Source organism: Citrobacter sp. XY323, from assembly GCF_025106035.1.
Taxonomy (GTDB): Bacteria; Pseudomonadota; Gammaproteobacteria; order Enterobacterales; family Enterobacteriaceae; genus Citrobacter; species Citrobacter braakii.
On record NZ_JANYUK010000001.1, the window covers coordinates 410,866 to 426,158 of the forward strand.

The 15,293-nt window shown below is 54.1% G+C and carries 14 protein-coding genes; 9 read left to right on the top strand and 5 right to left on the bottom strand.

Annotated elements, in window-relative coordinates; translation table 11 throughout:
- Positions 1 to 25: 25 nt before the first annotated feature.
- Positions 26 to 1,264 carry an enterobactin transporter EntS gene (gene entS, locus N0B36_RS01875; protein ID WP_016152195.1) on the top strand — a complete coding sequence of 413 codons (1,239 nt, stop codon included), beginning with the start codon at positions 26 to 28 and terminating at the stop codon, positions 1,262 to 1,264.
- A 58-nt stretch (positions 1,265 to 1,322) separates the two neighbouring features.
- Here entS and fepB read toward each other — a convergent pair whose 3' ends face one another.
- Positions 1,323 to 2,279: a Fe2+-enterobactin ABC transporter substrate-binding protein gene (gene fepB, locus N0B36_RS01880; RefSeq protein ID WP_016155944.1), complete on the bottom strand. Its 957-nt coding sequence runs from the start codon at positions 2,277 to 2,279 to the stop codon at positions 1,323 to 1,325.
- 187 nt (positions 2,280 to 2,466) lie between these two features.
- On the opposite strand from fepB, the gene entC reads away from it, so the two are divergent.
- The 7 genes from entC to N0B36_RS01915 all read left to right on the top strand — a co-directional run bounded on the left by entC (position 2,467) and on the right by N0B36_RS01915 (position 9,880).
- A complete protein-coding gene (entC, locus tag N0B36_RS01885) occupies positions 2,467 to 3,642 on the top strand; it encodes an isochorismate synthase EntC (protein ID WP_259685812.1) in 1,176 nt (391 codons plus the stop codon).
- A gap of 33 nt (positions 3,643 to 3,675) precedes the next feature.
- Positions 3,676 to 5,286: a (2,3-dihydroxybenzoyl)adenylate synthase EntE gene (gene entE / locus N0B36_RS01890; protein WP_047358073.1), complete on the top strand. Its 1,611-nt coding sequence runs from the start codon at positions 3,676 to 3,678 to the stop codon at positions 5,284 to 5,286.
- A 13-nt stretch (positions 5,287 to 5,299) separates the two neighbouring features.
- The gene (locus N0B36_RS01895; RefSeq protein ID WP_019076241.1) at positions 5,300 to 6,157 is read left to right on the top strand and encodes an isochorismatase; all 858 of its coding nucleotides are present in this window, start codon (positions 5,300 to 5,302) and stop codon (positions 6,155 to 6,157) included.
- Positions 6,157 to 6,912 carry a 2,3-dihydro-2,3-dihydroxybenzoate dehydrogenase EntA gene (gene entA, locus N0B36_RS01900; protein WP_103765998.1) on the top strand — a complete coding sequence of 252 codons (756 nt, stop codon included), beginning with the start codon at positions 6,157 to 6,159 and terminating at the stop codon, positions 6,910 to 6,912. Before N0B36_RS01895 ends, entA begins: the two co-directional genes overlap by 1 nt.
- A 2-nt stretch (positions 6,913 to 6,914) precedes the next feature.
- A complete protein-coding gene (gene entH, locus N0B36_RS01905) occupies positions 6,915 to 7,328 on the top strand; it encodes a proofreading thioesterase EntH (RefSeq protein WP_259685813.1) in 414 nt (137 codons plus the stop codon).
- Positions 7,329 to 7,513: 185 nt separating this feature from the next.
- The gene (cstA, locus tag N0B36_RS01910) at positions 7,514 to 9,619 is read left to right on the top strand and encodes a pyruvate/proton symporter CstA (protein WP_016152202.1); all 2,106 of its coding nucleotides are present in this window, start codon (positions 7,514 to 7,516) and stop codon (positions 9,617 to 9,619) included.
- A gap of 63 nt (positions 9,620 to 9,682) precedes the next feature.
- Positions 9,683 to 9,880 (top strand): YbdD/YjiX family protein, encoded by a 198-nt coding sequence (locus N0B36_RS01915; protein ID WP_019076244.1) that lies wholly within the window; start codon positions 9,683 to 9,685, stop codon positions 9,878 to 9,880.
- 104 nt (positions 9,881 to 9,984) lie between these two features.
- On the opposite strand, the gene N0B36_RS01920 is transcribed toward N0B36_RS01915, so the two are convergent.
- Complete coding sequence (locus N0B36_RS01920) at positions 9,985 to 11,073, bottom strand: oxidoreductase (RefSeq protein ID WP_259685814.1); 1,089 nt, start codon at positions 11,071 to 11,073, stop codon at positions 9,985 to 9,987.
- Positions 11,074 to 11,205: 132 nt separating this feature from the next.
- Here N0B36_RS01920 and N0B36_RS01925 point away from each other — a divergent pair, with 132 nt between their 5' ends.
- The gene (locus N0B36_RS01925) at positions 11,206 to 12,366 is read left to right on the top strand and encodes a pyridoxal phosphate-dependent aminotransferase (RefSeq protein WP_181220693.1); all 1,161 of its coding nucleotides are present in this window, start codon (positions 11,206 to 11,208) and stop codon (positions 12,364 to 12,366) included.
- Here N0B36_RS01925 and N0B36_RS01930 read toward each other — a convergent pair whose 3' ends face one another.
- The 3 genes from N0B36_RS01930 to citR all read right to left on the bottom strand — a co-directional run bounded on the left by N0B36_RS01930 (position 12,367) and on the right by citR (position 15,262).
- Entirely contained in the window at positions 12,367 to 12,984 is a 618-nt protein-coding gene (locus tag N0B36_RS01930; RefSeq protein WP_046275109.1) for a ParB/RepB/Spo0J family partition protein, read from the bottom strand.
- A complete protein-coding gene (locus N0B36_RS01935; RefSeq protein ID WP_049282451.1) occupies positions 12,969 to 14,192 on the bottom strand; it encodes a phosphoadenosine phosphosulfate reductase in 1,224 nt (407 codons plus the stop codon). Before N0B36_RS01935 ends, N0B36_RS01930 begins: the two co-directional genes overlap by 16 nt.
- A 149-nt stretch (positions 14,193 to 14,341) precedes the next feature.
- Positions 14,342 to 15,262, bottom strand: coding sequence for a DNA-binding transcriptional repressor CitR (citR, locus tag N0B36_RS01940; RefSeq protein WP_049282450.1), 921 nt, complete (start codon positions 15,260 to 15,262; stop codon positions 14,342 to 14,344).
- Between the last annotated feature and the right edge of the window lie 31 nt (positions 15,263 to 15,293).

Here is a 15,293-nt window from a genome sequence, read left to right on the forward strand (position 1 = left end):
AAAAAGTACCTGGTAAGGCTCTGTAATGAATCGACAATCCTGGCTGCTCAATCTCAGCCTGTTAAAGACCCACCCTGCATTTCGCGCCGTCTTCCTCGCCCGTTTTATTTCCATTGTCTCTCTGGGGCTGCTCGGCGTGGCGGTTCCGGTACAAATCCAGATGATGACCCAGTCGACCTGGCAGGTCGGTTTGTCAGTGACGTTGACCGGCAGCGCAATGTTTATTGGTCTGATGGTGGGCGGGGTGCTGGCCGACCGCTATGAGCGTAAAAAAGTGATCCTGTTGGCTCGTGGAACCTGCGGAATCGGTTTTATTGGTCTGTGTCTGAATGCGCTGCTGCCCGAACCGTCTTTACTGGCGATTTATTTGCTTGGCTTATGGGACGGTTTCTTTGCCTCACTGGGCGTGACCGCGTTGCTGGCGGCAACACCGGCGCTGGTTGGCCGGGAGAATTTGATGCAGGCCGGGGCGATTACCATGTTGACGGTACGTCTGGGTTCGGTTATTTCGCCGATGCTTGGCGGGGTATTGCTCGCGACCGGTGGCGTGGCGTGGAACTACGGTCTGGCGGCGGCGGGCACTTTCATTACCTTGCTGCCGTTGCTGAGCCTTCCCGCGCTGCCGCCTCCGCCGCAGCCGCGCGAGCATCCGCTAAAATCGCTGCTGGCAGCATTTCGCTTTCTGCTTGCCAGCCCGCTGATTGGCGGCATTGCGCTGCTTGGCGGTCTGTTGACTATGGCGAGCGCCGTGCGCGTGTTGTATCCCGCGTTGGCGATTAACTGGCAAATGTCGAGCGCGCAAATAGGTCTGCTGTATGCGGCCATTCCTCTTGGCGCGGCGGTGGGCGCGTTGACCAGCGGGCAACTGGCGCACAGCGTGCGTCCGGGACTGATCATGCTGGTATCGACCGTGGCTTCGTTCCTGGCTATCGGTCTGTTTGGGTTGATGCCGGTCTGGGAGCTTGGCGTTGTCTGCCTGGCGCTGTTCGGCTGGCTGAGTGCGGTCAGCTCTTTGTTGCAGTACACCCTGTTACAGACGCAGACGCCAGAAGCGATGCTCGGGCGAATTAACGGTTTGTGGACTGCGCAGAACGTAACAGGAGATGCGATCGGCGCGGCGCTGTTAGGGGGGTTGGGGGCGATGATGACACCGGTTGCTTCGGCAAGCGTAAGTGGGTTTGGGCTGGTGATTGTCGGTCTGCTACTGCTGCTGTTGCTGGGAGAAGTGCGCCGATTCCGACAAATGCCCGTGAATGCCGGATAGCGTTGTCTTCTACGGTTTGTAGGCCGGATAAGGCGTTAGCCGTATCCGGCGCTGGCGATTAAAAGAGAGCTGACAGACGTTGCAGCAGCAGGGTCGCGCTGTAGTAGTCGAGACGGAAGGTTTCCGTACCCAGGGCGTAAACACGTTTATTCTGCACGGCAGGCAGATGCGCCAGCAGCGGATTAGCATAAATGGCGTCGGCATCTTTGTTGTCGCCAGCGAACAGGAACAGCGCTTCGCCGTTCAGACCAGCCGCCAGGTTCTCACCGCCAAGCTGGATGATATCGTGGCGTTTGCCCTGACTCTGGCTGGTGTGCAATCCGGCAGGCAGCGGTGCCAGGGTGAAACCTAACTGCTCCATCAGCTTGCCCTGCGCCGACTCAGGCGTCCACAGGTTGGCGCTGTGCGCTGCAGCGGTGTACACCAGCGCGCTGACCGGTTGCGGCGGCAGGGTAATACGCTGCTTGACCGCCTGCAGTTGCTTATCAAACTCGGCAATACGCGCAGCCGCCTGTTGCTCCTGACCGGTAATTTCACCTAACTGCGTCAGCAGCGCCTGCCAGCTTTTGTCGTCGTAATTAATGATGAGCGTTGGCGCAATGGTGGACAACTGATCGTATAGCGCGAGGGCTGAATCTCCCCCGGTGGCGCTGATCAGAATCAGATCCGGCATTTGCGCTGCCACGGCCTCAGCGCTCGGTTCGCCGATATACAGGCGGCTCAGTTTGCGCGCCTTTGCCACTTCGCTCCACTGGCGTAAAAAGCCCTGTGCATCGCCGATACGATTGTTCGGCGTAGTAGCGCCGCTGGCGATGACCGGGGCATCAATTGCCAGCAGCGAGCCGGTGAGGGTGACGCTGGTGGAGACAATTCGCTGCGGCTTATGTTCCAGCGTATGCGTACCACGACTGTCGGTAACCTGACGCGGCCAGTCGGCGGCATAACCTGAAGAAATTCCTGAAATAGACAAACCTGCCAGTAAGAGCACGGTGCGGCAAAAAGAGGGGAGACTCACGAATCAGCATCCTGTTATCAGTATAAGTAATGCTTCTCATTTTCATTGTTAGTGGACAAGGATGCAAGCCAAAGTCGCACATTGTGCTGCCACAAGAGTTGACATACCGCCGCTTTGCTTTTAGGTTAGCGACCGAAAATATAAATGATAATCATTATTAGAGCTTTTATCATTTTTGGAGGATGATATGGAAACGTCACTGGCCGAGGAAAAAACGCAGACTATGCCGACGCTCGCTCCCGACAGTTTTTTCTTTATGTCGCCGTACCGTAGTTTTACGACGTCAGGATGCTTCGCCCGCTATGCGGAACCGGCAATTGATGGCGATTCGCCAGACAGCCCTTTCCAACAAAAAATGCATGCGCTGTTTGCTGATGCCAAAGCGCAGGGTATCGCTAACCCCATCATGGTCGGAGCGATTCCTTTTGACACCCGCCAGCCGTCATCGCTGTTTATTCCCCAGTCATGGCAGACTTTCTCCCGAACGGCGAAGCAGCAATCATCTCGTTACTTTAACGCGCATCAGTCGCTGAACGTTGTTGAACGTAAATCGATCCCGGAACAGAACTTCTTTGAAGATATGGTCACTCGCGCGGCTGCGCTGACGGCAACCCCGGAAGTCGACAAAGTGGTGTTGTCACGCCTGATCGATATCACCGCTGATGCCAATATTGACAGCGGGGCGCTGCTGGAGCGCCTGGTGGCGCAAAATCCGGCGAGCTACAACTTTCACGTTCCCCTTGAAGACGGTGGCGTATTGATTGGCGCCAGTCCGGAACTGCTGTTACGCAAAGAAGGCGATCGTTTCAGCTCATTACCGCTGGCAGGCTCGGCACGACGTCAACCGGACGATGTGCTGGACCGTGAGGCGGGCATCCGCCTGCTGGCGTCCGAAAAGGATCGCCATGAGCACGAACTGGTGACGCAAGCCATGAAAAATGTCCTGCGCGATCGCAGCCGTGAACTGCAACTCCCTTCTTCTCCGCAACTGGTCACCACGCCTACGCTCTGGCACCTCGGCACGCCGTTTGAGGGTAAAGCCAACACGCAAGAAAACGCCCTGACGCTCGCGTGCCTGCTGCATCCGACGCCTGCGCTGAGCGGCTTCCCGCATCAGGTTGCGCGCAAACTTATCGCCGAGCTGGAGCCGTTCGATCGCGAACTGTTCGGTGGCATTGTCGGCTGGTGTGATGCCCAAGGCAACGGCGAATGGGTGGTGACGATCCGTTGTGCGAAGCTGCTGCGTAATCAGGTACGTTTCTTTGCCGGTGCCGGGATTGTTCCGGCTTCGTCCCCGGTTGCGGAATGGCGTGAAACGGGAGCCAAACTCTCCACGATGTTGAATGTTTTTGGACTGCATTAAGAGCCTTATTGACCAGGCCTCTAAGGAGCGATAATGAGTATTCCTTTCACCCGTTGGCCGGAGGAGTTTGCCCGCCGCTATCGTGAAAAAGGTTACTGGCAGGATTTGCCGCTGACCGACATTCTGACCCGTCACGCCGACAGCGACCATACGGCGGTGATCGATGGCGAACGCCATCTGAGCTATCGTCAACTGAATCAGGCCACTGACAATCTCGCCTGCAGTCTGCGCCGTCAGGGGATCAAACCCGGCGAAACCGCGTTGGTGCAACTGGGCAACGTGGCTGAGTTGTATATCACTTTCTTTGCGCTGCTCAAGCTGGGCGTAGCTCCGGTGCTGGCATTATTCAGCCATCAGCGTAACGAACTTAACGCCTATGCCAAACAGATTGAACCGGCGCTGCTGATTGCCGATCGTCAGCATGCGCTGTTTAGCGGGGACGATTTTCTTAACGCTTTTGTGGCTGAACACAATTCAGTGCGCGTGGTGCAACTGCGCAATGATGAAGGCGAACACAATCTGCAAACGGCGATAAGCCAGCCTGCGACTGATTTTTCCGCCACGCCATCGCCTGCTGATGAGGTGGCCTATTTCCAGCTTTCTGGCGGGACTACCGGGACGCCAAAGCTGATTCCTCGTACCCATAACGATTACTACTACAGCGTGCGTCGCAGCAATGAGATTTGCCGCTTCACCGGGGAAACGCGTTATTTATGCGCGATCCCGGCGGCGCATAACTACGCGATGAGTTCGCCTGGCGCGTTGGGGGTATTCCTGGCTGGCGGCACCGTCGTGCTGGCGGCTGACCCGAGCGCCACCCTGTGCTTCCCTCTGATTGAACAGCATCAGGTTAACGTCACGGCGCTGGTGCCGCCAGCGGTGAGCCTGTGGCTGCAAGCAATTGCGGAGTGGGGGAGCAATGCGCAATTGGCTTCGCTGACGCTGCTACAGGTCGGTGGGGCTCGGCTTTCCGCCTCGCTTGCGGCGCGTATTCCGGCGGAGATCGGCTGCCAGCTGCAGCAGGTCTTCGGCATGGCGGAAGGGCTGGTGAACTACACCCGTCTGGACGACAGTCCTGAACGCATCATCAATACCCAGGGCCGCCCGATGTGTCCCGATGATGAAGTCTGGGTAGCAGACGCTGACGGCAACCCTTTAGCCGAGGGAGAAACCGGGCGCCTGATGACGCGTGGCCCATACACCTTCCGCGGCTACTTCAACAGTCCTGAGCACAATGCCAGCGCCTTTGACGCCAACGGTTTTTACTGCTCCGGCGATCTGATCGCCATCGATCGAGATGGCTACATCACCGTCCAGGGACGCGAGAAAGATCAGATCAACCGCGGTGGGGAGAAGATCGCTGCAGAAGAGATTGAAAACCTGCTGCTGCGCCACCCGATGGTGATCCATGCCGCGCTGGTCAGTATGGATGACGAACTGATGGGCGAGAAAAGCTGTGCCTGGTTGGTGGTAAAAGAGCCGCTGCGAGCGGTGCAGGTGCGTCGTTTTCTACGCGAACAGGGCGTAGCGGAATTTAAATTACCTGACCGCGTGGAGTGCGTTGAGTCGTTACCGCTGACTCCGGTTGGGAAAGTAGATAAAAAACAATTACGTCAGTGGCTGGCATCACGTTCACTGGCCTGAAGGAGAATAAGAGATGGCAATTCCTAAACTGCAGGCTTATGCGCTACCCACGGCGCTTGATGTTCCGGTGAACAAAGTGGACTGGGCGTTTGACCCCGAACGCGCCGCACTGCTGATCCACGACATGCAGGACTATTTTATCGGTTTTTGGGGCGATAACTGCCCGATGATGGAGCAGGTCGTCGCTAACATCGCCGCACTGCGTCAGTACTGCAAAGAGCATAACATTCCGGTGTATTACACCGCTCAGCCGAAAGAACAAAGTGATGAAGACCGCGCACTGCTCAATGATATGTGGGGACCGGGACTGACGCGTTCGCCGGAACAGCAAAAAATCGTAGAGGCGCTGGCGCCGGATGAAGCGGATACCATTCTGGTGAAATGGCGTTACAGCGCATTTCATCGCTCCCCGCTGGAACAGATGCTTAAGGAAACCGGACGTAATCAACTGATCATTACCGGCGTGTATGCGCATATTGGCTGTATGACCACCGCAACGGACGCCTTTATGCGCGACATCAAGCCGTTTATGGTTGCCGATGCGTTGGCAGACTTTAGCCGTGACGAACATCTGATGTCGCTGAAATACGTGGCGGGACGCTCCGGGCGTGTGGTGATGACTCAGGAATTATTACCGACGCCGGTACCGGCCAGCAAAGATGCGTTACGCAGCGTTATTCTGCCGCTGCTCGATGAGTCCGAAGAGCCGATGGATGACGAAAACCTGATCGACTACGGACTGGATTCCGTGCGCATGATGGCGCTGGCGGCGCGCTGGCGTAAGGTTCATGGCGATATTGACTTCGTGATGCTGGCGAAAAACCCGACTATTGACGCCTGGTGGACGCTGCTCTCTCGCGAGGTGAAGTAATGTCTGGATTTGACTTCGCAGGGAAAACCGTCTGGGTAACCGGCGCGGGAAAAGGGATTGGCTACACCACGGCGCTGGCGTTTGTGAAAGCGGGTGCTGAGGTGACAGGATTCGATCGTGAATTTTCTCAGGATAACTACCCGTTTGCCACCGAAGTGCTGGATGTGGCGAATGCTGAACAGGTGGCTGAGGTGTGTCAGCGCGTCCTGCAAACGCGCGAGCGGTTGGATGTGTTGGTCAATGCGGCGGGTATTTTGCGTATGGGGGCCACCGATGCGCTGAGCATTGAGGAGTGGCAGCAGACGTTTGCGGTTAACGTTGGTGGGGCGTTCAATCTGTTTCAGCAGACGATGGCGCAGTTTCGTCGCCAGCAGGGCGGGGCAATCGTGACCGTCGCGTCGGATGCAGCGCACACGCCGCGTATCGGTATGAGCGCATACGGTGCGTCAAAAGCCGCGCTGAAAAACCTGGCACTGACCGTCGGACTTGAACTGGCAGGCAGCGGTGTGCGTTGCAATGTGGTTTCGCCAGGCTCGACCGACACCGACATGCAGCGTACGTTGTGGGTCAGCGATGATGCGGAGCAACAGCGCATTCGTGGGTTTGGCGAGCAGTTTAAGCTCGGCATTCCGCTGGGGAAAATCGCTCGTCCACAGGAAATCGCTAACACGATTTTATTCCTCGCTTCCGATCTGGCGAGCCACATTACGCTTCAGGATATCGTGGTGGACGGCGGCTCCACGCTGGGGGCATGACGATGATCTGGAAACGTCATTTAACGCTGGATGAACTGAATGCCACCAGTCAGAACACGATGGTGGCGCATTTAGGCATGGTCTATACCCGACTGGGGGATGATGTGCTGGAAGCCGAAATGCCGGTGGATAGCCGGACGCATCAGCCGTTTGGTCTGCTGCACGGCGGCGCGTCGGCGGCCCTGGCGGAAACATTGGGTTCGATGGGGGGTTATCTGATGACTCGCGACGGACAGTGTGTGGTGGGTACGGAACTGAACGCCACGCACCATCGGGCGGTTGCGCAGGGGAAAGTGCGCGGCGTTTGCCAGCCGCTGCACCTCGGGCGTCAGAGTCAAAGCTGGGAAATCGTCATCTTTGATGAGCAGGGACGACGCTGTTGCACCTGTCGTTTAGGCACTGCGGTGATGGGGTGAAGTCGCCCGACAAAGTAAAATGAAATTGCAGGGTTAACGGCTAAATGAAGTGATCCAGTTAACAATGCAATGTAAATACTCAGTGATACTTCGGGTTTACATGGTTGTCAGGTTGTTAAATTCAGAAAAGATGTTATAGAAACAAAATGTAACATCTCTCTGACCAGGACAACGGAAAACCAAGTATGAATAAATCAGGGAAGTACCTCGTCTGGACAGTGCTCTCCGTTATGGGAGCATTTGCCCTCGGCTATATCGCATTAAATCGTGGCGAACAGATCAACGCGTTGTGGATAGTCGTGGCGTCGGTCTGTGTCTACCTTATCGCTTACCGTTTCTACGGCCTGTACATCGCGAAAAATGTACTGGCGCTGGACCCGACGCGTATGACGCCAGCTGTGCGTCATAACGATGGTCTGGACTATGTTCCTACCGATAAAAAAGTGCTGTTTGGCCACCATTTCGCGGCGATTGCTGGAGCGGGTCCATTAGTTGGACCGGTGCTGGCGGCGCAAATGGGCTATCTGCCGGGTATGATCTGGCTGCTTGCCGGGGTGGTACTGGCGGGGGCGGTGCAGGACTTTATGGTGCTGTTTGTTTCTACCCGTCGCGATGGTCGTTCCCTTGGCGAACTGGTGAAAGAAGAGATGGGCCCAACGGCGGGCGTCATTGCGCTGGTGGCCTGTTTTATGATCATGGTGATTATCCTCGCGGTACTGGCGATGATCGTCGTGAAAGCGCTGACCCACAGCCCGTGGGGAACCTACACCGTCGCCTTTACTATCCCGCTGGCGATCTTCATGGGGATTTACCTGCGTTATCTGCGCCCGGGCCGCATTGGTGAAGTGTCGGTCATCGGTCTGGTATTCCTGGTGTTTGCTATTATTTCCGGCGGCTGGGTGGCTGAAAGTCCGACCTGGGCACCGTACTTTGACTTTACCGGCGTACAGTTGACCTGGATGCTGGTGGGATACGGCTTTGTCGCCGCCGTACTGCCGGTGTGGTTGCTGCTGGCGCCGCGTGATTATCTCTCTACCTTCCTGAAAATCGGTACCATTGTTGGTCTGGCGGTAGGGATTCTGATCATGCGTCCGACGCTGACCATGCCTGCGCTGACCAAGTTTGTTGACGGTACAGGCCCGGTCTGGAGCGGTAACCTGTTCCCGTTCCTGTTTATTACCATCGCCTGCGGTGCGGTCTCTGGTTTCCACGCGCTGATTGCCTCCGGCACCACGCCGAAGATGCTGGCGAATGAAGGTCAGGCCTGTTTTATTGGCTACGGCGGGATGCTGATGGAATCCTTTGTCGCCATTATGGCGCTGGTGGCGGCCTGCGTTATCGACCCGGGCGTCTACTTTGCGATGAACAGCCCGATGGCTGTACTGGCACCTGCCGGAACCACCGATGTGGTTGCGTCAGCGGCACAGGTTGTGAGCAGTTGGGGCTTTGTTATCACGCCTGATACGCTGCATCAGATTGCGAACGATGTCGGCGAACAATCCATTATTTCCCGCGCAGGCGGTGCGCCGACGCTGGCGGTGGGCATGGCGTATATTCTGCATGGTGCGCTGGGCGGCATGATGGATGTGGCGTTCTGGTATCACTTCGCCATTCTGTTTGAAGCCCTGTTTATTCTGACGGCGGTAGACGCCGGTACGCGTGCCGCACGCTTTATGCTGCAGGATCTGCTGGGCGTGGTGTCACCGGGTCTGAAACGTACCGATTCGCTGCCTGCGAACCTGCTGGCAACGGCGCTGTGTGTGCTGGCCTGGGGTTACTTCTTGCACCAGGGCGTGGTGGATCCATTGGGTGGTATTAATACCCTGTGGCCACTGTTTGGTATCGCCAACCAGATGCTGGCCGGTATGGCGTTGATGCTTTGCGCGGTGGTGCTGTTCAAGATGAAACGTCAGCGCTACGCGTGGGTGGCGCTGGTGCCAACGGCCTGGCTGCTGATTTGTACCCTGACCGCCGGCTGGCAGAAAGCGTTTAGCCCGGATGCGAAAATTGGCTTCCTCGCCATCGCTAACAAGTTCCAGGCGATGATCGACAGCGGTAATATTCCGGCGCAGTACACTCAGTCGCAGCTGACGCAGTTGGTGTTTAACAACCGCCTGGATGCGGGTCTCACTATCTTCTTCATGGTAGTCGTTGTGGTGCTAGGTCTGTTCTCCATCAAAACTGCACTGGCAGCACTGAAAGAGGACAAACCTACGTCGAAAGAAACGCCATACGAACCGATGCCTGAGAATGTCGAAGAGATCGTGGCGCAGGCGAAAGGCGCGCACTAATATTCTCTTAACCAACGAGCCCTCTCCTGAATGGGGAGGGCGTTTGTTCGACAGGGAACCACTATGTTTGAAACGCTCTCTAAAGCCGGGAAGTATTTAGGTCAAACCGCCCGATTAATGATAGGTGTGCCGGATTACGACAACTATGTTGAGCATATGCGCGTCACGCATCCGGACCTGACGCCAATGACCTACGAAGAATTTTTCCGCGAACGCCAGGATGCGCGCTACGGGGGGAAAGGCGGCGCGCGCTGCTGTTAATGCACTTCATCATTCAAGCTGCAGGCGTGTTCACCCTGGTCACTTACCTTTGTAAGCTCCAGGGGTTTCGCTGCGTTGCCGCCATCAGGCATCCCACACCATAATCACACCGTAAACGATTCTACTTTTTCGAACGCTGCGCGCAGCGTCTGTGGCGTTAACGTTACCGGCAGCGCATGAATGGACTCCACCGGGCGCAGGGTGTGCGCAATCACGTTGTCGATTTCGGCGCGGTTGTTGATGTCCACGTCCAGTTGAGCCAACCGGGTTGGCAGGTTGAAGCGCTGATAGGCGGTAATTAACTGCGCCAGCACATCATCTTGTCCCAGCAGCGCGCTCTGCACCAGTATGCCGTACGCTACTTTGGTGCCATGCAAAAACTTCTCGGTCTGCGGGAGCACGGTCAGGCCATTATGTACCGAATGCGCTGCCGCCACGCGGGTGTAGCGCTCACCCAGACCGCCGACCATGCCGCCTCCGGCAATAATTGCATCCACTACATCGCAAAATGTGCGGCTCAACGTGCCTTGTTGCTTATCGACCAGCGCCTGCTCGCTGCTTTCCAACAGGACGTCGCGGATCGTCTGCGCAGCATGGATACCCAGACGTACGGTCAGAGGCAGGTTTTTCGGCTCAGGCGCGAGCACGACGGCCTCGTACCATTTCGCCAGCGTGTCGCCGATCCCCGCCAGTAAGTATTCTTCAGGCGCATTGAGAACGATCTCTGGCTCGACCAGCACGAGGAAATTGGCGTCAGCGAAAATTTCGAAATGCAGCGCCTGGCCTGCATCGTTGTACCAGACGGAGAGCGGTGTCCATGCGGCGCAGGTCGCTGCGATAGTAGGAATACCGACAAAAGGCAGACCCAGACGACGAGCCAGCGCTTTGGCCGTGTCGAGCAATGTCCCGCCGCCCACACCAATCACCACGCTGCGATTCTCTCCTGACTCTTTTGCCAGTTGAGTAACATCGGTTTCACTGCAATGTCCCGTAAACAGCAGGTGTCTGGCATCGGCAAGATGAAATGCCTCAGGCAGATAAGGGCGGGCCGCGTCGATGGCGCGTTCACCGTAAACCCAGACGGCGCGTGAGAGTTGCTCAGCGGTGAAAAAGTCGTTCAGTCTTGAGAGGCTGCCGGGATGGGAAAAATAGTTGGCCGGGCCGGTGACGACGCGAATCTCGGTATTACTCATGTTGTGTTGTCCTTTTGGCTGTCCTGTCAATGCAGGTTATTTTTATATAGACGTCTGAACGTCTTGATTGCCAAATACTAGCATCGTGCTATAGTGGCTTCAACCACAACATCACCCGCTGGGATAACAATAATGAGTAATAACCCGCTGATTCCGCAAAGCAAACTGCCTAATCTTGGCACCACTATCTTCACGCAAATGAGCGCGCTGGCGCAGCAGCATCAGGCCATTAACCTCTCGCAGGGATTTCCTGATTTTGACGGCCCACTTTTTTTGCAGGAACGTCTGGCGTATCACGTCGCGCATGGCGCAAACCAGTATGCGCCGATGACGGGCGTACAGCCGCTGCGCGAAGCCATTGCGGATAAAACCGCGCAGTTGTATGGCTATAAACCTGATGCGAATAGTGAAGTGACCGTGACGGCGGGGGCCACAGAAGCGCTGTTCGCCGCAATTACGGCGCTGGTGCGTCCTGGCGATGAGGTGATTTGTTTTGACCCGAGCTACGACAGCTATGCGCCCGCGGTCGAATTATCCGGCGGCGTAGTTAAACGTATCGCGCTGCAACCGCCGTCTTTTCGCGTCAACTGGCAGGAATTTAGCGCTGTACTCAGCGATCGTACCCGACTGGTGATCCTTAACACGCCGCACAATCCTTCCGCCACCGTATGGCATCACGCCGATTTTGATGCCCTGTGGCAGGCGATTAGAGAACGCGAGATCTTTGTCATCAGCGACGAAGTTTATGAGCACATTTGCTTCGCCGGACAAGGACATGCCAGCGTGCTGGCGCATTCACAGCTGCGCGAACGCGCCGTTGCCGTTTCATCGTTTGGGAAGACCTACCATATGACCGGCTGGAAAGTCGGTTACTGCGTTGCGCCTGCCGCCATTAGCGCTGAATTACGCAAGGTACACCAGTATCTGACGTTCTCAGTGAATACGCCGGCTCAGTTGGCGCTGGCGGATATGCTGCGGGAGGATCCAACACACTATCGTGAGTTGCCAGCCTTTTATCAGAAAAAACGCGATGTGTTGGTGAACGCGCTGCGTGACAGCCGGCTGGAAATTTTGCCGTGTGAAGGCACCTATTTTCTGCTGGTCGATTACAGTGCCGTCTCCACGCTTAACGACGTTGAGTTTTGCCAGTGGCTGACCAAAGAAGTAGGCGTTGCCGCGATCCCGTTGTCGGTTTTCTGCGCCGATCCTTTCCCGCATAAGCTGATTCGCCTATGTTTTGCCAAGCAAGAATCGACGCTGCTGGCGGCAGCCGAACGTCTGGTTGCGCTGTAGCTATTTTACTGTCCAGGCTTTGGAGAAGCGACGGTCGGCAAACAACTCTTGCAGACCGTTAATTTGTTTCAGACGTAAAACCTCATCGTCGTCCATACCTAACTCTTTACTGATTTTCTCTGCGCTCCATCCCAGTAGTGATAATTCACGAACGATTTCCGACATGGCATGAATTTTATGCCGCCCACGGGCACGGTTATGACGAATTGTCGCTGCCATGCGTTCATGGCGCTCACGCTGTAAACAGGTGACCGGCAGGTAGCCATGCAGGCGTGATTTCAGCGACGGTTTGCTTTTACCTAGCTCATGACGGTGGAAACCATCGACAATTTCGTATTCTTCCGCCGTGGAGTGAACTACCACGATGGGCTGCGTGAATCCGTCTGCTTCGAGGGATTTCTGCAGCAGCTTTTTCTCCGGAGGCGCAACGTTATTGGGGTTATAGTCATTGGGTGAGATATGCTCGTTTTTAATCCATAGTACACAGTCTACTGGCTCTTCACGAAAAGGGCTGACGCTGTGGATAGCCATTCTGAATTGGTTGATTGCTTCAATTCGTTCTTCTTCTGACAGCCCAGAAAGAAAACCAGTGAGTTCTTGAGTTAGTCGGTGTTGCATAAGATTCCCCATTGCTGGCGTTTTATTTTCATGCGTTCATTATAACGTTGGTAGTTTTTGGGTTTTGTGGGGCTGAATGACAGCGCCCGGCACCAGTAGTCGTTATTCAGCAGGACTTTACAGATACGCCGCCATGACGGAATATCCGCTGAGCCAATATCTTTTTCCTGAGTTTGCGGGATATTGTCCATGCCCTTTTTCTTATACCACTGCAAATAGATGGCGATTTTATTGCGATAATGCTCAGCGGTCTTTTCCGGCATGCTGTTGAGCAGCAGCATGGCGTATTCCTGCCAGTTTAAATGTTCGGGTTTCAATATTTTGCGGTGCCCGTAAAAATGGTTGTCCTGACCGGCATAAATTCCGCCACTTTTTACACCGCTGACACGGGCGCACATGGTTGCCCAACGCTCGGGTTCAATGACGTGATATAGCCATAATCCCTGACGCTGTTCCGGGCCAAAGGGCTCACAAATACGCATGTAACGTGTTGGGACACCGGCCTGATACATGAGATTGTATAAGGGATTGCACGACATTCTGGTTTTTGCGAACCAGGTCCAAATATCGGCAGTTTTCCAGTCATAAATCGGGTAAATATACCAGGTATGCCCGCCGGGGGCGCTGGTGGTCCAGGGTTTATCATCGGCAAAGCGCTGCTTTTGCGAATTGGCAATGGCGACAAAACGATTATATGACTCATCGGCGCGGATCCCGACCATCATGCCGGCTGGACGTTTCTCTGAATACCAGTCAGCGAACTCGCGAACAAATTGTTCAAAGGTCATGCCGGGTTGATAGAAGGAGAAATACTCTGGATCGGTTATGGCATCCGTGGGAGGCTGGCGAACCCACGGAGTACCGGGTTCCCAACACTGCCATTCTGGCTGAAATTGAGAGAGGGAATTCTGGGTGGTGAGCGGTAAAGCCACCCAATAAAAGCGCTCGATGACATCAGAATAACGTGCACGAAGCGCCTCAACATAATCAATAGTGCAGGAAAACTGGGCTTCCCAGTCGATAAATAGTACGTCAATTTTTTTATGCAGTTGGCGTGCAAGCATAGCTGTCAGATGTAACATCAGTCCTGAATCTTTCCCGCCGGAGAAAGAGACACAAACCCGAGGCAGAGTTTCCAGCGCCCAGGTTATGCGCTCCAGAGCGGCGTCCAGCACGTTTTGATCAAGCGGGATTTTATAAATAGACATATTAAACTCATATCAAAATTATTATTTAAAACAATAACAAATGCTGACAATAAGATATGCTAATTTTTTCCAGGTGCAACGTTTTAATACATTCATGGTTATTTTGAATTGCCTTCATTCATAAAAATATAAAATGAATAGGTAAAGCTCTACTTGTTAGTCCTTTGGTCATTTTTATCATTTATTTTATTAATTAAATTAACGAAGCCAGTATTGTTGAGTGACGCTCTGTTATACATTAAAAATAAATTTATTTTGGGTAAGGGGATATCGATACGGATCTCTTTTAAATTAAATGAGCCGATATATTGTTCGTAAACATCTCTTGGTAACAGACCTATGATATCTGTGTTTGAAATAATATTAATGATCGTTATTAATGAGTCGCTGCGGAAGCCAATATCTCGATTAGCCAGCAATGCGCTGGTTTTTTGCCAGTATTCTTTAACGCCAGGATCTTCAGAGATAAGTTGCGTGAACTGTTCTTTTAATATTGTTTCAAGCGTACTTTCTCCATTAATTCTCGGATGGTTTTTGTTGCAAACTAATATTGTTTCAGCAGTTTTAAATGGCGAGCATATTATCGAACGATTACTCACTGGAGCGGTAGCAATGACTAAATCTGCTTTTCTGTAAGCCAACAGATTTTCCGTGCTTTCAGCAGTGATCAGTATGTTATGGTGCTCAATTTCGACATGCGAGTCTTCTCTGAGAAAATGAATAACTTCCTCGATGTTGATAATGGTTGGCAGTTGTGGACAGTAAATAACGAATTTTTTCTTCAGACTGGAGTTATTCATGATGTTTAGTGTCTGCTCCAGACTGTTGAGGTTTTTCTCAAGATGATGATGGAGGTTAATCCCCATAATCGTTGGCGTTAGGCCTTTTCCGGAGCGGATAAACAGTGGGTCATTAAATTGTGTGCGTAGCCGTTGCAGTGACTGGCTAACGGCAGAGGGGGTGATATACAAAGTTTCGGCAGCTTTAGTGATACTCAAATGTTGATAAATACACTCAAAGATAACCAATAGATTGAGATCGAACTTTTTAAGGTCATAGAGGTTAGCCATACATACCTTCCTGTGATGGTCATGTTTTGAA